The following is a 20991-nucleotide window of genomic DNA, read 5'->3' on the forward strand; positions in this document are numbered from 1 at the left end:
GGCGGACCATAGCACCGGCGCTCGCCGGGGAGACGTCCCTCGAGGAGGACCTCGTCGTCGCCATGGAGGCGCACGAGCGCCTCCCGTTGGGATCACCTCGACGTCGTCCCCGACCTCGCCTCGAGCGCCGCGGCGACGTCCCGGGAGAGCGTTCCGATCGTCCGGCTCAGCGCCGCGACCGTCGCCGCGACCTCCGCTCCGGCGCCGCGCTCGCGCGCGGTCGTCACTCCTTGGCTCGCGACCGCGCCACCCCGGCGCACGACCCACCGCGCCTCGAGGACGGCGGTGCCGTCCGGCTCGCCGTCGAACCGCAGCACGTCCACGGAGACCGACCACTCCGGCGCGGCGCTCACGGCCCACGGCCACCCGAGCACCTCGCTGGCCGGGACGGCCACCCGCAGGTCCTCGGCGAGCACGCGCGTGAAGAGGACGTCGAGCGGCGCGGCCCAGCGATCGACGCTCGCCACCTCCACGCGCGCGGGACCGGCGCGCGTCACGAGCTCCGGCCGGTCGAGGTAGGCGGGGAGGCGCACCGGCCCGACGCCGAGCACGGGCAGCGCGGGGCGGCTCGCGGAAGGTGAGGTCGCCTCGGCCTCGAGGAGGTAGTAGCGGGTCCGCTCGGGTCGCGGGCCGAGCGAGAGGCACGCCGCGAGCAGCGCGAGCGGCGCCACGAGCGCGTTCGCGCGGCTCATCGCCCGTCCTCCGCGCGGCCGCGGAGGAGCGCGCTCGGATCGCGATCGAGCCGCTCCGCGAGGTTGCGCAGCGACCGGCTCGTGCTCTGGAGCTCGGCGAGCGTGCGCGTGAGCTGCCAGGCGAGCGGCGAGGCGGGGTCGAGGAGCTCGTCCACGTGCCGGACCGCGGACTCCGCGTGCTCGAGCGTCGTGCGGAGCTGGACCACCGCGGCGCGCGTGTCCGCGGCGAGCGGCGTCACGGACGCGTCGACGGCGCGGGCCGCGCTCCCCACCGAGGCGATCGCGGCGTCCGCCGCACGCAGCGTGCCCGGCAGCCGGGCGACGGCGGCGTCCACGCCGCCGGCGGTCCGCTCGAACGAGCGCGCGGCGGCGCGAAGATCGGCGACGAGGCCGTCGAGATCGAGGGACTGGAGCTTGGTGAGGAGCTTCGAGGCGTCCGCCTGGAGCGCGGCCAGGCCGGGCTCCGAGTAGACCGGGATCTCCGGGTACGGGAGCCGGAGCGGTGACGGCTTCGCGGGCGGCGCGTCGGGCAGGATGTCGAGGGTGACGTAGCGACGGTTCGAGAGGTAGCTCTCGAGCGCGAGCCGCGCGCGGAGGCCGTGGTCGACGAGGGTGCGCACCGCCCGCGGGTCCGAGAGGTCGATCTCCCCGCCCATCTCGCGGATCCTCGTCTGGTTGAGCTCGATCACGACCGGCATGCGCAGCTCCCGCAGCGGCTCGGTGGCGGACCCCATCGAGAGGTGGATGCTCGTGACGCGCCCCACCGGGACGCCCCGGAACTTCACCGGCGCGTCCACCTCCAGCCCGGCGAGGTCCTCGGAGAAGACCACCACGAACCGGACCCGGGCCTGCAGGATGCGGCCGGCGCCGAGGTAGACCGCCGCGACGACCCCGAGCGCGACGGCGGCGATGACGAACGCGCCGACCAACTTCGGATCCAACCTCCGCGGCATGAGACCTCCTTCACGGACTGGCCACGCTCCCGGCGAAGAACGCGCGGACCGGCGCCGGCCCCTGCGCGCGCAGCTCGGAAGGAGGTCCTTCCGCGATCGCGCGCCGGGCCTCGCCGTCGAGGAACAGCGCCCGCGTCCCGACCCCCAGGATCGTCGCGACGTCATGGGTGACGATGACCGCGGTCGTGCCGAGCGCGTCGCGAAGCTGCAGGATGAGCGCGTCGAGCCGGCGCGCGGTGGGCGGGTCGAGGCTCGCCGAGGGCTCGTCGATGAGCAGGATCTCGGGGTCGAGCGAGATGGCGCGGGCCAGGCCGGCGCGCTTCTGCATCCCTCCCGACAGCTCCCACGGGTAGTAGTCCTCGAAGCCGCGCAGGCCGACGAGCGAGAGCTTGAGCCGCACGACGGCGCGGATGGCCGCGGCGCGGAGCGAGGTGAACTGCTCGAGCGGCAGCGCGACGTTCTCGGCGAGCGTCATGGACGTCCAGAGCGCGCTCCCCTGGAACAGGACGCCGACGCGCCGGAGCATGCGCTCCCGCACCTCCGGGGGCGCGCTCGTGAAGCTCTCGCCGCCGTAGCGGACCTCGCCGCCGGCGGGCTCCTGGAGGCCGAGGAGGTGGCGGAGCAGCGTGGTCTTCCCGCAGCCGCTCGCGCCCATCACCACGAAGATCTCGCCGCGCCGCACCGTGAAGCCGAGATCGCGGATGACCACGCGGTCCCCGAACCCCATCGTGAGCTCGTGTACGCTGATGACCTCGTCGCCCACGATCACCACCCGAGCAGGAAGAACACGTACTGGTAGACGCCGCAGGCGGCGATGATCGAGACGACGCCCGTCACGACCGCCTCCGTCGCCGCGTCGCCGACGCGGGCCGCGCTGCGCTCCGCTTGCATGCCCCGGAGCGTGGCCGTGAGCGCGATGAGGAGCCCGTACGTCGCGCCCTTGACGAGCCCGCCCAGGAGATCCCCCGCCGTGACGGCGAGCGCCGTCTGCCGCACGTAGCCGGCGAAGGGCTGGTGCAGCATCGTCGTGGCCACCACGGCGCCTCCGAGGATGCCGGTCGCGTCCGCGAAGAGCGTCAGGAGCGGCGTCATCGCCGTGAGGGCGAGGACGCGGGGGACGACCAGGAACTCGGTCGGCGAGATGCCGAACGTCCGCAGCGCGTCCACCTCCTGCGTCACCTTCATCGTGGCGATCTGCGCGGCGAACGCGCCGCCGCTCCGCCCCGACAGCGTCACGCCGGTGATGAGGGCGGCCATGTCGCGGACGACGGCGATCCCGACGATGTCGGCGACGTAGGTCTCCGCGCCGAAGAACCGGAGCTGCGTGATCCCGACGAAGGCGAGGATGATCCCCACGAGGAAGTTCACGAGCGCGACGATGGGGAGCGCCTCGGCGCCGGATTGCTGGACGACGAGCCACAGGTCCTGGGAGCGGTAGCGGGCGCGCCCGCCCGCGAACCTCCCGAGCGCGAGCGCGGTGTCGCCGACGAAGGCGACCGCGTCGAGCAGCTTCACGTGCCGCTTCAGGGCCCGCACCCCCACGCCCTCGATCCCGCCGGGCCCCGGCGCCGCCCGCTCGGCGGGGGCGGCGGACTCCTGCGCGATCCCGAGGAGCCGGCCGACCTCGGGCGGGAGCCCGCTGGTGTCCACCGGCGTGCCGCGGGCGCGGCAGCCCTCGAGCACGGCGCCGACGAACACCACGAGGGCGCTGTCCCACGCGGCGAGCCCCTGCCCATCGATCGTGACGCTCGGTGCGGGCGCGCGGTCCAGCTCGCGCCCCACGTCCTCCGCGCGCGGCAGGCCCTCCGCGATATGCCAGGGCCCGGCGAGGCGAACGCGCAGCGATCCGTCGACGGCCCGGCGCAGCTCGACCGTCGCACGCGCCTTCGCCGCCGGGCCGCGCCCCGCGATCCGGCGGAGGAGCGCAAGGCCGGCTGGCCGGGCTGGGTCGTGTTCGCGAATCGCGAACCTCCGCCCGCATCGTAGCGCCGCTCCTCACCCACCGTCCGGACCCGGGCGGGCGGCTCCGAACGGCCGCGACCGCGTGACGCCCCGAGCACCGATGCGCGACGCCGCGCACCGTGCGGCGACGTGCCGGGGCCACGAGCGCGCCGGTTCTCGGTCGACGCCCCCGAGCGAGCGCCGCTCCTCACGTGTGCGAGAGCGCGTCCGGGATCCGGGCCCGCGCGGCCCGGCGCGCGGGCAGGACCGCGGCGGCAGCGGCCACGGTCGAGAGGAAGACGGCCGCGGCGGACCAGGTGCGCGGGAGGTACCGGACCCCCAGCGCGATGGGCTGGGCGAGCAGGCCAGCGTCGTAGGTGATCCCCGCGGCGTTCGTCGCGGCGGCGAGCGCCAGCGTCGCGACGAGGCCGATGGCCGAGGCCACGACGGCGAGGAGGGCCGCCTCCAGGGCGAAGAGGGCCACGATCTGCCGCCGCAGGAACCCGAGGCTGCGGAGCGTCCCGATCTCGCGCGTCCGCTCGCTCACCGCCTTCGCCATCGTGGTGAGGACCGTCATGCCCGCGATGAGCACGACGACGAACGCCATCAGGGAGCGGAAGACGCCGAGCACCTTCATCCCGCGCATGTGCTCCACGCCCGCCGTGTGCTCGCGCCAGGGCACCGCGTGGAGCGCCAGCCCCTTCGCCGCCGCCGCCCGCTCGAGCTCGCGCCCGAACGCGGAGGCGCGGCTCGGATCGCGCAGGAGGAGCAGGTACATCGAGAGGCCCTTCGTATCGAGGAGCTTCTGCGCGAGCGAGAGCGGCATGTTCGCGAGCTTCGCGTCGAGGTCCGTGGTGCCGCCGTCGATGAGGCCGACGACCTCCGGCTCGACGACGTTGAGCTGACCCGACGCGGTGCTCGCGACGAGCTGGACGCGCGGCCGCCGGCAGGCGAGGGGGCGCTCCTCGGGGATGAGCGTGCCGTCGCGCCGCCGCGCCGCCGCGTGGCCCGCCGGCTCGCAGTCGAGGAGGCTCCCGAGCCCCATCCCGAGGACGACGGAGCTCTCGGGCGCGAGCTGGAGAGGCCTTCCGGCGACGGCGTTCCAGGCGAAGCGCCGCCGGAGCCTCGCGCCTTCCAGGGGATCGAAGGCGAAGGCGACGAACGGCGCGCTCGCCTTCCCGGCGCTCGCGACCCCCCAGGCATAGAGCAAGCGCATCCGCGCCTCGACCTCGCCCGACCGGTCCGCGAGGAACCCGTCGAGGAACGCGCGCTCGCGCTCGCCGAGCAGGACCATCCCCGCCGTGCCCTGGTCGACGTCGCTCGCGCCGGCGGGCTCGATCATGAGGTCGCCCAGCATGAACATCTCGGCGAACATGTTCGCGCTGTTCTCGCCGAGGAAGGTCATGTACCCGTCGAACAGCGAGATCGCGACGAACCCCACCGCGATGGCGAGCATCGAGCCGAGGCTGTGCCGCGCGTTGCGCCGGACGTTGCGCCAGGCGATCCGGAGGAGCGGGGGCGAGGAGCGCACGATCACCTCACGACGTTGTTCACGTTGAACACGCTCGCGGCGTGCGTCTCGGCGCGCGGCGCCTGGAACTCGAGCACCGTCACGTTCCCCGCGCCCATGGCGTCGCGGATGATCATGCGCGAGACGAAGTCGATCTCCTCGCCGCCGGCCAGCCGCACCCGGTTCCCGTACTCGAACGTCGCCGCCTTGAACACGTCGCCCCCCACCGTGAGGAACTCCGCCTTCACCCCGAGGCGGCGCTTCTTCGAGATCCAGTAGCGGATCCGGTCGTAGGTGACGTCCTTGGAGCGGGCCTTCAGGTCGAGCCGCCAGGAGGGCTCGCCGTCAACGTCCTCCTCGCCGGCGATCGTCCCCTCGTAGTCGCGCGCGTAGTTCGTGCTCGAGATGTCGCCGTTCGCGGCCTCGCCCTGGAGCCGCTGCCGGGCGGAGATCGAGATGGGGCGGCGGAGCCCCGGCTTCACCCACCAGATCGACCGGTTGTTGAAGAGGATCACCTCGCCCTTGCGGCGGGGGGGCCCGAGCGCCTCGGCGAGGCCGTCGTTCCCTCGCGCGCGGATGAGCCAGCTGCTCTTCGAGACCGAGCCCTCGTCGGTGGCCACCACCGCGACCGTCCACGTGACGCCGCGCTCGAGGCCCCCGCGGGCGCGGTCGGAGTCCCTGAGCAGCGTCTCGGCGTCCGGCGCCGCCGCGGCGCCCGCGAGGAGGAGCGAACCGACGAGGAGCACCGCGTTCATGCCGCCACCTCCACGATGAGCTTCGCCACCCGCTCGCGGACGCGACGACGCACCGCGACCCACGTCGCCCCGAGCGCGAGGACGAGGAGGAGCGCCGCCGCCCCCACCCACATGCCGGCGCTCGGCGCGATCACGAGCGGGATCGTTCCGCCCACTCCGGGCGGCTGGAACCGCACCTTCGCGGCGCGCACCCCCGCGGAGACCGCGAGCGCGAGCAAGAGCCCGGCGGCGATGGACAGCCCCGCGAGCGTCGCCGCCTCGCGGAGGAACACGCCCAGGAGCTGACGCCGCGTGAACCCGAGCGAGCGGAGCGTCCCGATCTCGCGCGTCCGCTCGAGCACGGCGAGCGTCATCGCATTGAGGACGGAGAGCGCCACGACGTTCGCGAGGAGGAGCCCGATGAAGGTGACGACGGCGCCGATCGTCTCCATCGTGCCCACGTAGTACGGGTTCGCCTTCGGGTCGTCGTACGGGTAGATGGAGACCTCGAGCCCCGCGGCCGCGAGCTTCTGCGACAGGTCCCTCGCCACCGCAGCCGTGTCCCGGTGATCATGGAGATAGGCGGCCACGTAGGTCACGCGGTCGGTGTCGTACAGGCGCTGGAAGAGATCGAGCCCGGCGACGAGGCCGGCCTGGTCGCCGTCCACCGTCCCCGCCTGGAAGAGGGACACGAGCCGCGCGTCCATCGCCCCGAAGCTCCCCTCGTGCGTCTGGACCGCGAGCTGGACCCACGGATCCGCCGCGATCCTCGCCTTCACGTCGGGCGCCTCGCACTCCAGGGCGCCAGGCGCGACCGCCGCCTCCCTTCCGGTCACGGCCGCTTTCCCGAGTCGCGCGCCCCCGAGGCCGACCGAGAGCGCGACGGGGCTCTCCTCGCCGGCGGCGTCGGGCAGCGGGCGGCCGGCGCGCGGGCGCGCGACGTCCCGGAGCGGCTCGAGCTGGGGGTGCGAGAGGATCCGGCGCTCCACGTCGAGCTCGATCCCGAGGCCGCGAAACGGGAACGTCTTGCACCCGTTGCCGGCGATGCCGGTGCCCAGGAGGTAGCGCCCACAGAACTCGACGCGCGGATCGGCGCGCAGCGCCGCGAGGATCTCCTCCTGCGCCGCGGCGTCGAGGGTGTAGGCCGCCGGCTTCGTCTGCGCCTTGCCGAGCCCGCCGCGCGCATAGACGGCCAGGTGGCCGGAGTGCTGGAGGTACACGGAGGAGAGGCGGATGAGCCCCTCGTTCCCGTTCGCGTACCCGCCGAGGAGGACGAGGCCCGCGTACCCGAGGGCGATGGCCGCGCCGGTGACGAGGTTCCGCCGGCGGTTCCGGGAGAGGTTCCGGAGCGCCAGCTTCCACCCGCCGGTCACGCCGCCGCTCCGGAGGCGGCGCCGTCGAGGCGCCCGTCGCGGATGCGCACGTGCCGGCCGACGCGTGCCATGAGCTTCTCGTCGTGGGTGGAGAAGAGAAACGTGACGTTCCGCTTCTGGTTCAGCTCCACCATGAGGTCCACGATTCGCCGGGCGGTCTCCGAGTCCAGGTTCGCGGTGGGCTCGTCCGCGAGGACGAGGATCGGCTGCGTCACGAGCGCGCGCGCGATGGCGACGCGCTGGCGCTGCCCGCCGGAGAGCTTGTCGGGCGGATGCCGCGCGTAGTCGTGGAGCCCGACGTCGTCGATGGCGCGGTGGACGCGCTCGCGTCGCTCGACCTTCGAGAGGTGCGAGTGGACTAGGAGCGGCAGCTCCACGTTCTCGTACACGTCGAGCACCGGGACGAGGTTGAACGACTGGAAGATGAACCCGATCTTCCGGTTGCGGAGCCTGCTCCGCGCGTCGTCGGCGAGCGTCGCGGCGTCCACGCCCTCGACGAGCACGCGGCCCCTGTCCGGCTCGTCGATGCAGCCGGCGAGGTTCAGCAGCGTGGACTTGCCGGAGCCGGACGGCCCCACGAGCGCGGTGAACTCGCCCGCGTGCAGCTCGAGCGTGATGCCGCGCAGCGCGGGCACCTCCGTCTCGCCGAGGCGGTAGATGCGATGCACGTCCTCGAGCCGGATGAGCGCCTGCGACATTGCCATTCCTCCCTCCGTCACCAGCTCACGACCGCGCCGGCGACCGCGGTCGCACGCAGGAGCCTCGACAGCGCGCCGCGGTACGTGCCGTGCGTCCCCATGGCCGAGGCGAAGAGGACGAGCGAGTCCGTCGCGTCGAAGCTCGCGGTCGCGAACGCCGCGCCGGAGCCGTCCTCGAGCGCGGCGAGATAGCGAAGCTGGAGCGACGTCCTCTTCGCGGGCGGCAGGTCCGGCAGGCGGAGCGAGGCGTACGCGTGCTGCCGGCCGACGATCTCGAAGCCGGGCTCGAGCCAGGCCGCGAGGCTCTCGGGCGCGGGCGCGCCGCTCGCGAAGGACACCGCGCGTGCCCCGAGGGCCAGCTGCGCCTCGGTCCAGCCCGCCTCGTCGAACACGTACTCGAGCCGGAGGTCGGCCCCACCCGCGAACGTGTAGCGGACGCCCCCGAGCGCGAGCGTGCGGAGGCCGCGGCCCGTCCCGGTTTGCCGGAACGAGACGGTCCCGGCGCCGTCCACGGGATACCAGGCGCGCGAGCCGGACTGGTGGACCGCGTCGGCGTAGATCGAGAGCCCGTCGGTCAGCGAGACGGCTCCGTACTCGCCGAACCAGCCGCGCGAGCTCTCGCCGGCGCCTCCGGTGACCCCGAGGTAGCCGCCGCCATCGGGCGCCGACCACTCGGCCTTGGCCTGCGCCTTCGGCTCGAACGGCTCCCGCGCGACGAACGGCTCGGCGCCGTTCGGCTCGATCTCGGCGAGGACGACGGCGCTCCACGCGGACCCGAGCGAGACGTTCACGCGCGCGAGGTGCTTCCCACGCACCGTGTAGAGCGGATCGCGCAGGAACCCCGTCTCGTGGAAGATCCGGTTCGACGGGCTCGCGAGCTCCGCGGGGCCCCACTGGAAGTTCTGGAGCCCGTAGGCGAGCGCGAGCCGATCGGAGACGCGCCAGGCACCGTACAGCTCGAGCCACTCCGCGGAGGCCTCGCGCTCTTCGGCCTGCCACTCGCTCGCGGCGCGGGACTTCGTCACCTGCACGCGCAGGCGCGGCCGGGCGAAGAGCTGGAGGATCGACCCGTGCTCGACCCGCAGGTCCGGACGCAGCTCCGACCCGCCCGCCGCCTGCGGCGCGCCGAGGACGTTCCGCGGATTCTGATCCGTGTCGCGGGGAGACGATCCGCCGACCGCGGTCACCCACTCGAGCCTTCCACGAAACGTGAACGCTGGCAGCTCCGCGACGGCGCCCTCGTCTGCCGCGGCGGTCGCGCACAGGAGGAGCGTCGCCACGGCGACGATCCTGCACGCATGCGTGCGATAGAGCGCCCCCATCGGTGCGTTTCGGACTACACGGTGCGTACGAGCATGTCAAACGGTCCGGGCCGGACGATCTCGCGCTCCCGACGGTCTCGTGGAGCACACGCGTCCACGTCAGAGGCGAGACCGGCGCTGCGGCGCTGCGCCGGCAAGCACCCCGCGGGAGGCGTTCCGCCGCTCGGAGGCACGGCCCAGCCGAGCGTTGCGGCGGCGTGCCGCAGCGGACATCCATGTCTCATGAACTCCGCGACGGAACCCCATGCCGACACCGCTTCGAGGTACCTCTCCCGCCCCGGCTCGAGCGCGGACGACTTTCCCGAGTGCGACCGGTGTGGCAAGGCCTTGAGCCGCGAGGCGGCGCTCGAGCGCGTCCAGCCTGGCGCCGACGACACCGAGCCTGTCTTTCTCTGCACCGGCTGCGAGCTCGGGGGCGACTAGCCCGCGGCGCACGCAGGAACCCGGTTCCGATCCGCCGCCGGGCGCCGTCGCGCGTCACGCGCGGCGCTGGAGTCCTCGATGTCCAAGCTGCGCTTCAGGATCTCGATGTCCCTGGACGGCTTCGTGGCCGGTCCGCGTCAGAGCGTGGAGAACCCGCTCGGCGAGGGTGGCATGCGCCTGCACCAGTGGGCGCTCCCGCTCGCCGTCTGGCGCGCGCCGCATGGCCTCCAGGGTGGAGAGGTGAACGAGAGCACCCCCGTCGTCGAGGAGTCTCTCGTGAACATCGGCGCCACGGTGATGGGGCGGAACATGTTCGGGGGCCACCCCGGACCGTGGAATCCCGAGAGCCCCTGGAACGGCTGGTGGGGGGCCAATCCACCCTTCCACCACCCCGTCTTCGTGCTCACCCATCACGCGAGAGAGCCGCTCGTCCTCGAGGGCGGGACGACCTTCACGTTCGTCACCGACGGCCCCGACTCCGCGCTCGAGCAGGCCCGGCGCGCCGCGGGGGGAAGGGACGTGTCGCTCGCGGGGGGCGCGAGCGTGGCCCGGCAGTATCTCGCCGCGGGCCTCGTCGACGAGATGGAGCTCCACCTCGTGCCCGCGCTGCTGGGCTCGGGCGAGCGGCTATTCGACGGCGTCGGCGACGACCTGCGCGGCCTCGAGCTCGTGCGCACGGTGGCCGCGCCGGGCGTGGTCCACCTGAAGTTCGCGCGGAGGTGATCTCAGGCAGCAGTCGGCGCCGGGCGAGGCGAGCGAGCGCGACGCCCTACTGGATGATGACCTCCGGGCAGCCCACGTCCAGGTAGAGCTTGTCGCCCTTGCGGATCGCGAGCTGGTACGTGTGGACGCCCTTCAGGTCGCGGAGGGTGGCGCGCGCGATGGGGCCGGACGCTCCCCAGCGGGCGACCGCGAACAGCGCCTTCGCCTTGTCGTCGACGACGAAGTCCCCGGGGAGGGAGCTCACCTCCACGCCGCTGCCGTATTCCTCGTCACGCTCGTTCCGCCCGGCGAGCGCTGCGCCGTCCCTGAAGACGAGCACGAACGAGTCCGCTCCCGGCGCCTGCCACTGGACGACCTCGCCCGCCGCGGCCCTGACGATCGTGGGGCTGACGGTGAGGGTGTCGTCGTGCACGATGATGTTCACGAAGGCGCTCGGTTCCACCTGCTTCTTCTTGGCGTCGGGCATCTGCTCTCTCCTTGACGGTCACTTCGGGTTCGACACCGCCGGCTCCTTGCGATCGACGAGCGCCCGGAAGCGCGGATCCCGTCCGAGCAGCGCGAGCGGCGGCGCGTTCCGGATGAACTCCCGCGGGTAGCCGGCCTCGAGCGCGGCGCGCACGGCGTCGAGCGCGCGCTCGGTGTCGCCCGCGTCGGCCTTCACGAGGGCGGACCGGAAGAGCACGAGCCCGTCGCCGGGAGCGAGCCGCAGCGCCTTCCCGATGCTCGCCGCCGCCTTGTCCCGCTCGCCGAGCGCGGCCTCGTGGATGGCGAGCCTCGACCAGGGCTCGGCGCTGCGCGGATCGACTGCGAGCTCCTTCTCCAGGAGCGCGATCGCCTGCCGGTAGTCGCGCGCGGCGTCCTCGGCGAGCCCCGACCAGCGCTCGGAGTCGGCCAGGGCGCCCCACACGCGCGCGTCGCTCCGGCCGAGCCGGACCGCCTCGCGGTACGCGGGCACGGCGTCCCGGAACCGTCCTTCGTAGAAGTAGACCGCGCCGAGGTTCGCGTGCGCCTGCGCGGTGGGGCGGAGCGAGAGGGACCTCTCGAGCGCGGCCGCGGCCTCGTCGTGCAGCCCGAGGCGCAGGTAGAGGCCGCCGAGGTTCGCGTAGCCCGCGTAGTTGTCGGGCGTGAGCTGGACGACGCGCTGGAACAGCGGCAGCGCCTCGGTGAGCCGCTCGTGCCGGTTGTAGAAGACGCCGAGGTCCTTGTACGCGGCCCAGGAGCTGGGCCGGAGCTGGATGGCGCGCCGGTAGGTCGCCTCCGCCTCCTGCGTCCGCCCCGCGGCGTCGTAGGCCCGCGCCAGCTCGCGGTAAGCGTCGGCGCTCGCGGGCTCGAGCTCGAGCGCGCGCTCGAAGCTCCGGATCGCGCTCGCGTGGTCGCCGGAGGCCGCGTGGACGAGCCCCATCGTCAGCTGCACGGGGGCGAGCCGCTCGTCGAGCTCGATCGCGCGCCGGCCGCTGGCCCGCGCCTGCTCGAGGAAGCGTGCGTCCTTCGTGAGATCGTACCGGCGGAGGAAGGCCTCCGCCTTGCCGGCGTGGGCGAGGGCGTACGCGGGATCGCGCGCCAGGGCCTGGTCGAACACGGCCACCGCGCTGTCGAGGTTCTCGGCGCGGTCGTACCGCTGCAGGTAGCCCCTCCCCTCCAGGTAGAACTCGTAGGCGCCCGGCGCGGGCGGCGGATCAGCGAACGCGCTCCGCCCCGCCTCGGGCCCGAGCTCGATCTCGAGCATCTCGGCCACGCGCTCGACGAGCGCCCGCTGCAGCGCGGCGGCGTCCGCCCTCGGCGCCTCCACGTCGCGCGCGGCGACCACGAGCAGCGTCCTCGCGTCCACGAGGTCCGCGGCCACGGCGACCCGATCGCGATCCCAGTGGACGCTCCCCGTGACGGCGAGGGTCGCGCCGAAGGCGGACCGCGCCTCCTTCGCGCTCGCCACCTTCTCCTTCAGCACGTCGCTCGGGGAGACGACGCGCAGCGAGCTGCGGAGCTGCTCGAGCTGGCGCAGCTTGTTCGTGACGAGCTCGACGAGGCCGGCCGAGAACGCCTCGTCCGAGCGGCTCCCTCCCACCTGACGGAACGGCAGCACCGCGACCAGCTTCTCGTCGGGGAGCGCCGGGCGGCGCGCGAAGCCCGGGAGGTGCTCGCGGACGGCGGGCGACGCCGCGACGGCCGCGACGACGGCGACCGCGGCGATCGCCGAGGCGAGGACGAGCGCGCCGGCGCGCCCGGCGCGCCGGCGGCGCACCCGGGCGAGCCGGCGACGCGGCCGGGCGCGGGCCGCGGGGGCGTCGGCTCGCTCCGGTCGCTCGAGGTCGCGCTGGAGGACGGTGAGCGCCCCGAGCACCTCGCCCAGGTCGCGCGGGCGCTTCACGGGATCCACCTCGAGCATCCGCCCCACGAGCTCGCCGAGCGCGGGCGCGTCCGGCACCTCGAGCGCCGCGACGCGCGCCCTCCCCTCCCCGCGGGCCGGCGAGCCGGCCAGCAGGCGGTGGAGGATCGCACCCAGCGCGAACACGTCGGTCCGCTCGTCCTCCGGGGCGCCCCGGCGCTGCTCGGGCGCCATGTACTCGACCGTCCCTCCGTCCACCTTGCGCTGGCCGAACGCGTGCGCGAGCCCGAGGTCGAGGACCTTCACCTGCCCGTCCTCGCAGAGGAACACGTTCGCCGGCTTGAGGTCGCGGTGGATGACCCCCTGGCCGTGCGCGTGCGCGACCCCCTTCGCGACCTCCGCCGCGATCCGGACCGCTTCACGCAGCGGCAGCTCCCCGGCCTGCAGCCGCTCGGCGAGCGTCTCCCCGCGCAGGAGCTCGAGGATGAGGTACGGCCCGTGCTCGCTCCGGCCGGCGTCGTGGAGCGTCACGATGTTCGGGTGCGACAGCCGCGCGGCGAGCTCCGCCTCGCGAAGGAGCCGCTCCTCGCGGGCGGCCACTCGCGTCTCGAGCCGCACCGCCTTGAACGCGACCGACCGCCCGAGCTCGGTGTCGCGGGCCTCCCACACGATCCCGAACCCGCCCCGGCCGATCTCGCGCACGAGCTCGAAGCGGCCGATCGCCGCGCCGGGCCGCAGCGCGCCCTCCCACGAACCCGGACGCACCGCGGGCGCGCGCGCCAGCTCCTTCAGGAGCGCGGAGAGCGAGCGGGCCACGGGCGGCGCCGCGGCCGCCGCGCCGCGAATCTCGTCGCGCTGCTCCTGCCTTGCCACCTCGGACCCCGCGAGCGGAAGTGATGCTCTCGTGTCGAATTCGCCGCGTGCGGTCGAGGCGCACGTCACGGAGGGGCTCGGGCCGACCCTCTACGGCGAGCCGGCCGACCGCCCGGCCTGCGGGCGCGGCCGCGGAGCCGGCGGCGCGGCACGGTCGGTGCGCGGGGTCCGTCCCTGTCGCCGGTCTGTTACGGTGACCGGATGAAGCTCGTGGCCCTCGTCCGCCCCGCGACGCGCCCCGACGAGGCGGCGCACGCGGTGGCCGACGCCGCGGGGCTGACGCTGGCCGAGGCTCGCATGCGCCTCGCCCCCGAGCCACCCGCGCTCCTCGCCAGACTCGCGCCGGACGAGGCCGACCGGCTCGTCCTCGCGCTGCGCGAGGCCGGGCTCGCGGCCGTGGCGATCGAGGCCCGTTGTCCGTCCGACCGGGACCGCATCGTGGCTCACTCCTTTGCCCTCGACGACCTGGGGCTCACGCTCACGCCGCGGTTCGGGGACTCGACGACGTTCGCGTGGGCCGACGTGACGGCCCTGTTCCGCGGCCTCCGCGCCTCGCGGTCCGAGGTCGAGCGCCTCGAGAAGTCGAAGCGCTTCTCGGTCGGCAGGGCCGTGCTGACGGGCGGCCTCGGCATGACCCGCACCTCCACGCAGGCGGTGCGCTCGTCGAAGGAGGAGCTCGAGCAGGTGATCCTCGTCTACGCCCGCAGTGGACGCGCGGCGACGCTCTCGGAGACCCAGCTCGACTTCTCCTGCCTCGGGGCCGGGATGCAGCCCTCGAGCACCGGCAACATGCTCGAGCTCTCGCGCAGGCTGCGCGAGGAGGCGAGGAGCGCGTTCTACGACGAGCGGCTCATGCGCCTCGGTCGCCGGCCGCTGCCCTTCGTCGCGGCGGGGGAGTCGGGCTCGGTGACGCCCACGAGGACCACCACCCGCACGGACACGAGCGGCTCGCTCGACACGCTCGCCGAGGTGATGCGGCAGGCCCTCGGCGAGGGCCTGCTGCCGTGACGTCGAGGCCGCCGCGGGCCGGTAGCGCGGCCGCACGACGCGCCCGATCCTCTCGTCGCCACGACGCCCCGGCGGGCGTCACGCCGAGCCGCGAACGAGATCCGCGGCCCCGGGAGGCGGAGCGCCCGGCAACCTCAGCGCCCCAGCGCGGCACGCACGGCCGCCGCGAGCGGCGTCGTGGGCCGGCCGATGAGACGCCTCAGCTCGCCGCTCGAATCGTCGAGCTCGCCCTTCGCGACGTGGACGTCCGCGTCCACGTACAGGTCCGCCGCAGCGCCCGGCATCCCGGCGCCGATCAGCACCGCCCGGTACTGGTCGGGCGGCAGGTCCCGGTACGCGATCCGCTTGCCGGTCTGCCGCGACAGCTCGTCGGCGAGCTCGGCCATCGTGAACGGATGATCGCCGGCGAGCTCGTACACGGGCTTCTCGACGTCGCGGGTGAGCACCGCGACCGCGGCGTCGGCGTAGTCGGCACGCGCCGCCGCGGCGATCCGGCCATCCCCCGCGCTGCCCACGAGGGCGCCGTGCTGGAGCGCCGGCGCCAGGTGCTCCGTGTAGTTCTCGAGGTACCAGCCGTTCCGCAGGAACACGTACGGCACGCCGGACCCGCGGATCACCGCCTCGGTGGCCTGGTGCTCGGCGGCGAGCGCGAGGTTCGAGGTCCCTGCGTGCAGCACGCTCGTGTAGGCGAGGAGTCGCACGCGGGCGGCCTTCGCGGCCTCCACGACGGCGGAATGCTGCGGCACGCGCTGCCCGACCTCGCTCGACGAGATGAGCAGGACCTTCTCCGCGCCGGCCAGGGCGGGACCCAGCGTGTCGGGCTTCGCGTAGTCGGCGCGCCGCACCTCGACGCCGAGCGCGGCGAGGTCCTTCGCCCGATCGGGGTTCCGCGCCGCGACCGCGATGTCGCGGGCCGGTACCTTCGTGAGGAGCCTCTCGACGACGAGGCGGCCGAGGTGGCCCGTGGCTCCGGTGACGACGATCATGTCTCTTCTCTCTCTCGTATTCGTAACTGGTTGAGCTACAGATGCGGCCAAAAAAAATAGGGGTTCGACCTTCCGGCGTCAGCGCGCGAGCCTCGTCACCTCCTGCAGCAGATCGGCGATCGTCGTCCGCTCGAGATCCCGCTCGAGGGCGAGCCGGGCCTCGCCGTAGCGGCCGGCCAGCGCCGCCTGGATGGTCCTGCCCACGGGGCACCGGGGGTTGGGCGTGCTCGCGTGCAGCGGGAAGAGCGCCTCGCTCTCGACGGCACGGTAGACGTCGCGGAGGGTGATCCCTTTGGCGGGAACGACGAGTCGCCACCCGCCGCCGGGCCCGCCCTGGGAGCGGACGAGCTTCGACTTCCGCAGCATCGCGAGCAGCCGTCGAATGACGACCGGGTTCGTGCCCACGCTGCCGGCGATGTACTCGGACGTGACGGGCTCACCGCTCGCCTCGTGGGCGAGCAGCGTGAGGATGTGGATCGCTACCGTGAGGCGGCTGCTCGGGCTCATCGCAACTCGTAACAGAATAAGTTGCGGTTAGCCTCGATGTCAAGGCGTCGCGCGCGGGTCTTCTACCGCGAACGGTTACGGCTGCGCTGCCGGATCGCCGGCGGGCCGTGGCAGCAAGTCCGCGAACGTGAAGCCGTCGCGCTCGACCACCTCTCCAGCGGCGACCGGGATGGGCGTTTCGAACATCGGCCCGGCCCACGCGAACGTGTGGAACTCGCCGTTCTCGCCGCAGGGGTCCACCGTCGAAGGGAGCTCGGCGAGGAGCGCCCCGTCGAACGCGCGTCCCGCGAACCGCGCGTCGAGCACCCTCGGGTCGACGCAGGTCAGGGTGGCCCGCAGGCCCGCGTCGATCATCTCACCCGCGAGCGCTCGCGTGTCGCGATCCCACAGCGGGAAGACGGGCGAGAGCCCCGTGCCGGCGAGCCGCGCCTCGCGGTAGGCCCGGATGTCGCGGAGGAACAGGTCACCGAAGACGACGTGCGTCACGCCGGCCGCGCGGGCGGCCGAGAGGGCCTCGGTCATCTCGCGCTCGTAGACCTCGTTCGAGCAGGGCCAGGGCAGCTTCACCTTCCTGCACGGGAGGCCGAGCGCCTGCGACTGCGCGTCGAGGAGGGTCTCGCGGACCGCGTGCATCGCGACGCGCGAGAACTCGGCGGTCACGGTGGTCAGCAGGCCGACGATCTCGAGGTCTCCCCGGGCGCGCACGAGGTGCAGCGCCCAGGCGCTGTCCTTGCCGCTGCTCCACGAGACGATCGCCTTCGGGCGCGTCGGGGTCCTGCCTCCAGCGGGGATGGACATCGTCGGCTCCTCCCGGCGCTCCACGGCGCCCCTCATCTCACGGAGAGCGTCAGCCCGTGCGCCGCGGCCGCGTGCCCCGCCGCCGCGAGCAGTCGCTCGTCCGGGGGCGCGAGCCCGCATCCGTCGTCGAGGTGGCCGCCCGGGCGGAAGCGCTGGACCGCCCAGCGCTGCGCGCCGGCCGCGAACGCCGCCAGGGCGTCGAGCTCGCCGGCGTCGTGGACGGGGGAGGCGAGCGTCGTCCGCACCTCGTGCTCGATCCCCGCCGCCAGCGCGAGCTCGAGGCAGCGGCGAGCCCCGAAGGGCTGCTCGGCCGAGCCGGTCAGCCACTCCGCGGCCTGGGGCAGCGCCTTCAGATCGACGGCCAGGAAGTCGACGAGCCCCGCCGCGAGCAGCGCCGCGACCACCTCCGGCCGCGTTCCGTTCGTGTCGAGCTTCACCGCGAACCCGCGCGCCTTCACCCGCGCCAGGAACGGCGCCAGGCCCGCGTGCAGCGTGGGCTCGCCACCGGTCACGACGAGCCCGTCGAGCCGCCCGCGCCGCGCCTCCAGGAGCGCGAGCACCTCACCCTCCGGCACGGGTCGCGCCGCCGTGGCCGCGAGCAGCGACGGGTTGTGGCAGTAGCGGCAGGCGAGGTTGCAGCCCTGCGTGAAGACGACGGCGGCGAGCCTCCCGGGCCAGTCGACGAAGGAGCAGGGCCGCAGGGCCGCGATGATCAAGCGGGCACCTCGGCGGCGTCGCCCGGGCGGAGCGACAGGCGCCGCTCGAACTCGGCCTGCTTGCCCGCGTTCCACTGCTGCAGGGGGCGGAGGTACCCGACGATCCGCGAGTAGACCTCGGCGGCGGCGCCGCACCGCGGGCAGGTCGGGTGCTCACCGGCGAGGTACCCGTGCTCGCCGCACACGGAGAACGTCGGCGTGACGGTGAAGTACGGGAGCCGGTAGCGCTCGCACACGGTTCGCACGAACCGCTTCACGGTCGAGGGGTCGTCGATGGCCTCGCCGACGAAGACGTGCTGGACGGTCCCGCCCGTGTACCGCGCCTGGAAATCGTCCTGGTGATCGAGCACCGCGAAGACGTCGTCGCTCGCGTCCACCGGCAGCTGGGAGGAGTTCGTGTAGTACGGCGCGGCGCCCCGGACGGCCGCGTCCTCGTTCGCGCAGCGGATGCCCGGGTGGCGCGCCTTGTCGAGCCTGGCCAGCCGGTAGCTCGTCGCCTCGGCCGGCGTCGCCTCCAGGTTGAACCGGCTGCCCGTCTCCGCCTGGTACTGCTCGAGCCGAGCGCGCATGTGGTCGAGCACGCGGAGCCCGAAGGCGCGACCGGGCCCGCTCGCGAGCGTCGTGTCGAGCAGGTTGTCGGCGGCCTCCGCGAGCCCGACGAGGCCGATGGTGGAGAAGTGGTTGCGCCAGTACGAGCCGCTCCGGGCGCGGATGTGGCGCAGGTAGTGGCGGACGTACGGATAGAGGCCCTGCTCGGTGTAACGCTCCAGGATCTTCCGCTTGAGGACCAGGCTGTCGCGGGCGAGGTCCATGACCCGGTCCAGGCGAGCCATGAAGTCGGCCTCGTCGCGCGCGAGGTGGCCGAGGCGCGGCAGGTTCACGGTGACCACGCCGATGGACCCCGTGAGCGGGCTCGCGCCGAAGAGGCCGCCGCCGCGCCGCTCGAGCTCGCGCGTGTCGAGGCGGAGGCGGCAGCACATGCTGCGGGCGTCCTCCGGCGAGAGCTCCGAGTTCACGAAGTTCGCGAAGTACGGGAGGCCGTACCGGGCGGTGACCTCCCAGAGGCGATCGAGCCGGGGGTCCTCGTAGTCGAAGCCCGGCGTGACGTTGTAGGTGGGGATCGGGAACGTGAAGACGCGCCCCTTCGCGTCGCCGCCGGCCATGACGTCGAGGAAGGCGCGGTTGAACAGGTCCATCTCCGCCTGGAACTCGCCGTACGTGGCCGCCTGCCGCTCGCCCCCGAGGACGATCGCCTCGTCGCGGAGCAGCGCGGGGCACTCGAGGTCGAGGGTGACGTTCGTGAACGGCGTCTGGAACCCGACGCGCGTCGGCACGTTGAGGTTGAAGACGAACTCCTGGAGCGCCTGGCGCACCTCCTCGTAGCCGAGCCCGTCGTGCCGGATGAACGGCGCGAGGTAGGTGTCGAGGCTCGAGAACGCCTGCGCGCCCGCCGCCTCACCCTGGAGCGTGTAGAAGAAGTTCGCGATCTGGCCGAGGGCGGTGCGGAAGTGGCGCGCCGGCGCGCTCTCGGCCTTCCCGGGCGCCCCGCGGAACCCCTCGGTGAGGAGGTCGGCGAGATCCCAGCCGACGCAGTAGACGGCGAGGAGGTTCAGGTCGTGGAGGTGGAGGTCGCCCGAGCGATGGGCGTCCCGCACCTCGGGCGGATAGAGCCGCTCGAGCCAGTAGGTGGAGCTCACGTGGCTCGCGACGTAGTTGTTGAGGCCTTGCAGGCTGAACGCCATGTTGGCGTTCTCGGCCACCTGCCAGTCGGAGCGCTCCAGGTAGGCGTCGACGAGCGCCACGCTGGCCGTGTCGGAGATCTCGCGCAGCGCGCGGTGCTGCTCGCGGTAGACGGCGTATGCCCGCGCCGTGCGCCGGTAGGGGCTCGCGAGGAGCACCTCCTCGACGACGTCCTGGATCCGCTCCACCGACGGCCGGCCCTCGATCGTCGCGATCGCGATGGCGAGGACGCGCTGGCAGAGCCGCCTCGCCTCGGCCGCGTCGACCTCGCCGGTGACGGCCCCCGCCTTGGCGATGGCTCGCTGGATGCGCTCGGCGTCGAACGGGACCACCCGTCCGTCGCGCTTCTCGATGGTCTCGAACACGGGCCCTCCTCGTGGCGGCCTCGGGACACGGAGGAGGACCCGAGCACACGACGGCCCGTACGAGGGCAGTGCGCCGAGGACCCTCCGCCCTCCCACGAGGCGTGTCGGTCATGCCGCCGCCCGAGCATCCGGGCGACGGTCGCTGGCAGGTCTTCGGGCTCGCGAGCGCTCCGGGGCTTCCCGGACCCTACTGTCCGCCGCTTCCCAGCCGAACCGGCAAGTGCGTGTGGCGGAGGTCGTTCTCGCTTACCGCTGCGGGGCAGCCCCGGAATCTCACCGGGTTCCCTATTCGCTCGGAGCGAACCCCGAGCACCAGCGCGAGACCCAACCTATGGTGGTTCACGGCCACGGTCAACGGGATATGTTGTGCACGGCCGTTCATGCGCCGGGCCCCTCGCGAGGCGTCGATCCAGGAGATCGAGGCCCCTTGCCGACGCCCGCCTCGCGTGCGAAGTTCCGCTGCCCCCGAACAGGGCGCCCGCCGACGCCCCAGGCCCACGCGAAGGAATCGCCCATGAAGAAGACCCTGCTCGCCGCGCTCGCCCTCGTGGCGCTCCACGCCACCGCCCTCGCCGCCGACACCTCGCTCGAGGCGGTGAAGAAGAAGGGCACGCTCGTCCTCGGCCTCGACGACTCGTTCCCGCCGATGGGCTTCCGGAACGACGACAACCAGATCGTCGGCTACGACATCGACCTGGCGAAGGAGGTCGCGCGTCGGCTCGGCGTGAAGCTCGTCCCGCAGGCCATCGACTGGAACGCCAAGGAGCAGGAGCTCAACACCGGCAAGATCGACTGCATCTGGAACGGCTTCACGATCACCGACGAGCGCAAGAAGGCGATGAGCTTCACGAAGCCGTACCTGCGCAACGCCCAGGTGGTGGTGGTGAAGAAGGCCTCCGGCTACTCCACCCTCGCGAGCCTCAAGGGGAAGAAGGTCGGCCTCCAGGCCGGCTCCTCGGCCGCCGACGCCCTCGAGGGCGCCAAGGCCTTCCGCGCGTCGCTCGAGGAGGTGGTGGAGTTCAAGGACAACCTCACCGCCCTGATGGACCTCGAGGCCCGCGGCGTGGACGCGGTGGTGATGGACCTCATCGTCGCCGACGACAACATCAAGCGCTCGGGCAAGGCCTACGCCGTCCTGAAGGAGACGCTCGCCCCCGAGGTGTTCGGGGTGGGCTTCCGCAAGAACGATCTCGCCCTCCGGGACGCGGTGCAGGGCGCGCTCGAGAGCATGGCCAAGGACGGCACGCTCGCCAAGGTGACCACGAAGTGGTTCGGCTCCGACATCTCGGTCGTCGGGAAGTGAGCA

Annotated in this window: 19 protein-coding genes and 1 riboswitch; of the genes, 3 read left to right on the top strand and 16 right to left on the bottom strand. The window is 73.5% G+C overall.

Annotation, left to right across the window (positions count from 1 at the left end; translation table 11 throughout):
• Positions 1–92: 92 nt before the first annotated feature.
• From MNY60_RS02100 to MNY60_RS02140, 9 genes are all read right to left on the bottom strand, one after another.
• Positions 93–692 (bottom strand): membrane integrity-associated transporter subunit PqiC, encoded by a 600-nt coding sequence (locus MNY60_RS02100; protein ID WP_242352243.1) that lies wholly within the window; start codon positions 690–692, stop codon positions 93–95.
• Positions 689–1645, bottom strand: a complete 957-nt coding sequence (locus MNY60_RS02105) for an MlaD family protein (protein ID WP_242352245.1) — start codon at positions 1643–1645, stop codon at positions 689–691. Before MNY60_RS02105 ends, MNY60_RS02100 begins: the two co-directional genes overlap by 4 nt.
• Before the next feature lie 10 nt (positions 1646–1655).
• Positions 1656–2408, bottom strand: coding sequence for an ABC transporter ATP-binding protein (locus MNY60_RS02110; protein WP_242352247.1), 753 nt, complete (start codon positions 2406–2408; stop codon positions 1656–1658).
• 2 nt (positions 2409–2410) lie between these two features.
• Positions 2411–3427 (bottom strand): ABC transporter permease, encoded by a 1017-nt coding sequence (locus MNY60_RS24115; protein WP_242352249.1) that lies wholly within the window; start codon positions 3425–3427, stop codon positions 2411–2413.
• A 367-nt stretch (positions 3428–3794) separates the two neighbouring features.
• The gene (locus MNY60_RS24120; RefSeq protein WP_242359944.1) at positions 3795–5117 is read right to left on the bottom strand and encodes an ABC transporter permease; all 1323 of its coding nucleotides are present in this window, start codon (positions 5115–5117) and stop codon (positions 3795–3797) included.
• A gap of 2 nt (positions 5118–5119) precedes the next feature.
• Positions 5120–5851: an outer membrane lipoprotein-sorting protein gene (locus MNY60_RS02125; RefSeq protein WP_242352253.1), complete on the bottom strand. Its 732-nt coding sequence runs from the start codon at positions 5849–5851 to the stop codon at positions 5120–5122.
• Positions 5848–7203, bottom strand: a complete 1356-nt coding sequence (locus tag MNY60_RS24125) for an ABC transporter permease (protein ID WP_242352255.1) — start codon at positions 7201–7203, stop codon at positions 5848–5850. The genes MNY60_RS02125 and MNY60_RS24125 overlap by 4 nt, the downstream gene beginning before the upstream one ends.
• Positions 7200–7901, bottom strand: coding sequence for an ABC transporter ATP-binding protein (locus MNY60_RS02135; protein ID WP_242332939.1), 702 nt, complete (start codon positions 7899–7901; stop codon positions 7200–7202). Before MNY60_RS02135 ends, MNY60_RS24125 begins: the two co-directional genes overlap by 4 nt.
• A 17-nt stretch (positions 7902–7918) precedes the next feature.
• Positions 7919–9181, bottom strand: a complete 1263-nt coding sequence (locus MNY60_RS02140; RefSeq protein ID WP_242359945.1) for a hypothetical protein — start codon at positions 9179–9181, stop codon at positions 7919–7921.
• A gap of 543 nt (positions 9182–9724) precedes the next feature.
• Here MNY60_RS02140 and MNY60_RS02145 point away from each other — a divergent pair.
• The gene (locus MNY60_RS02145; RefSeq protein WP_242332942.1) at positions 9725–10369 is read left to right on the top strand and encodes a dihydrofolate reductase family protein; all 645 of its coding nucleotides are present in this window, start codon (positions 9725–9727) and stop codon (positions 10367–10369) included.
• A 46-nt stretch (positions 10370–10415) separates the two neighbouring features.
• Here the strand turns inward: MNY60_RS02145 and MNY60_RS02150 are convergent, their stop codons facing one another.
• Positions 10416–10835 (bottom strand): hypothetical protein, encoded by a 420-nt coding sequence (locus tag MNY60_RS02150; protein ID WP_242332943.1) that lies wholly within the window; start codon positions 10833–10835, stop codon positions 10416–10418.
• An 18-nt stretch (positions 10836–10853) separates the two neighbouring features.
• The gene (locus MNY60_RS02155; protein ID WP_242359946.1) at positions 10854–13565 is read right to left on the bottom strand and encodes a serine/threonine-protein kinase; all 2712 of its coding nucleotides are present in this window, start codon (positions 13563–13565) and stop codon (positions 10854–10856) included.
• A gap of 201 nt (positions 13566–13766) precedes the next feature.
• Between MNY60_RS02155 and MNY60_RS02160 the strand changes: the two genes are divergently transcribed.
• Positions 13767–14573, top strand: coding sequence for a hypothetical protein (locus MNY60_RS02160; protein ID WP_242359947.1), 807 nt, complete (start codon positions 13767–13769; stop codon positions 14571–14573).
• 134 nt (positions 14574–14707) lie between these two features.
• Here MNY60_RS02160 and MNY60_RS02165 read toward each other — a convergent pair whose 3' ends face one another.
• From MNY60_RS02165 to MNY60_RS02185, 5 genes are all read right to left on the bottom strand, one after another.
• On the bottom strand, positions 14708–15559 hold the full coding sequence (locus tag MNY60_RS02165; RefSeq protein WP_242359948.1) for an SDR family oxidoreductase: 852 nt from the start codon (positions 15557–15559) through the stop codon (positions 14708–14710).
• Between the two features lie 78 nt (positions 15560–15637).
• The gene (locus tag MNY60_RS02170; protein ID WP_242359949.1) at positions 15638–16066 is read right to left on the bottom strand and encodes an Rrf2 family transcriptional regulator; all 429 of its coding nucleotides are present in this window, start codon (positions 16064–16066) and stop codon (positions 15638–15640) included.
• Positions 16067–16141: 75 nt separating this feature from the next.
• Entirely contained in the window at positions 16142–16864 is a 723-nt protein-coding gene (locus MNY60_RS02175) for an adenine nucleotide alpha hydrolase (protein ID WP_242359950.1), read from the bottom strand.
• 32 nt (positions 16865–16896) lie between these two features.
• Positions 16897–17580: an anaerobic ribonucleoside-triphosphate reductase activating protein gene (locus tag MNY60_RS02180; protein WP_242332951.1), complete on the bottom strand. Its 684-nt coding sequence runs from the start codon at positions 17578–17580 to the stop codon at positions 16897–16899.
• Positions 17577–19685, bottom strand: a complete 2109-nt coding sequence (locus MNY60_RS02185; RefSeq protein WP_242359951.1) for a ribonucleoside triphosphate reductase — start codon at positions 19683–19685, stop codon at positions 17577–17579. Before MNY60_RS02185 ends, MNY60_RS02180 begins: the two co-directional genes overlap by 4 nt.
• 126 nt (positions 19686–19811) lie before the next feature.
• Positions 19812–20017: riboswitch (cobalamin riboswitch) on the bottom strand.
• A gap of 182 nt (positions 20018–20199) precedes the next feature.
• Here MNY60_RS02185 and MNY60_RS02190 point away from each other — a divergent pair.
• Positions 20200–20988, top strand: coding sequence for an amino acid ABC transporter substrate-binding protein (locus tag MNY60_RS02190; RefSeq protein ID WP_242359952.1), 789 nt, complete (start codon positions 20200–20202; stop codon positions 20986–20988).
• Positions 20989–20991 lie beyond the last annotated feature (3 nt).

The sequence above is a fragment of the Anaeromyxobacter sp. SG17 genome, assembly GCF_022690695.1.
Classification (GTDB): Bacteria; Myxococcota; Myxococcia; order Myxococcales; family Anaeromyxobacteraceae; genus Anaeromyxobacter; species Anaeromyxobacter soli.

Bases quoted from the DNA above. Each gene is read 5' to 3' on its own strand.
- MNY60_RS02135 (WP_242332939.1), bottom strand. From the start codon at position 7,901: ATGTCGCAGGCGCTCATCCGGCTCGAGGACGTGCATCGCATCTACCGC.
- MNY60_RS02170 (WP_242359949.1), bottom strand. From the start codon at position 16,066: ATGAGCCCGAGCAGCCGCCTCACGGTAGCGATCCACATCCTCACGCTG.
- MNY60_RS02190 (WP_242359952.1), top strand. From the start codon at position 20,200: ATGAAGAAGACCCTGCTCGCCGCGCTCGCCCTCGTGGCGCTCCACGCC.
- MNY60_RS02145 (WP_242332942.1), top strand. From the start codon at position 9,725: ATGTCCAAGCTGCGCTTCAGGATCTCGATGTCCCTGGACGGCTTCGTG.
- MNY60_RS02150 (WP_242332943.1), bottom strand. From the start codon at position 10,835: ATGCCCGACGCCAAGAAGAAGCAGGTGGAACCGAGCGCCTTCGTGAAC.
- MNY60_RS02125 (WP_242352253.1), bottom strand. From the start codon at position 5,851: ATGAACGCGGTGCTCCTCGTCGGTTCGCTCCTCCTCGCGGGCGCCGCG.
- MNY60_RS02165 (WP_242359948.1), bottom strand. From the start codon at position 15,559: ATGATCGTCGTCACCGGAGCCACGGGCCACCTCGGCCGCCTCGTCGTC.
- MNY60_RS02160 (WP_242359947.1), top strand. From the start codon at position 13,767: ATGAAGCTCGTGGCCCTCGTCCGCCCCGCGACGCGCCCCGACGAGGCG.
- MNY60_RS02175 (WP_242359950.1), bottom strand. From the start codon at position 16,864: ATGTCCATCCCCGCTGGAGGCAGGACCCCGACGCGCCCGAAGGCGATC.
- MNY60_RS02100 (WP_242352243.1), bottom strand. From the start codon at position 692: ATGAGCCGCGCGAACGCGCTCGTGGCGCCGCTCGCGCTGCTCGCGGCG.
- MNY60_RS02105 (WP_242352245.1), bottom strand. From the start codon at position 1,645: ATGCCGCGGAGGTTGGATCCGAAGTTGGTCGGCGCGTTCGTCATCGCC.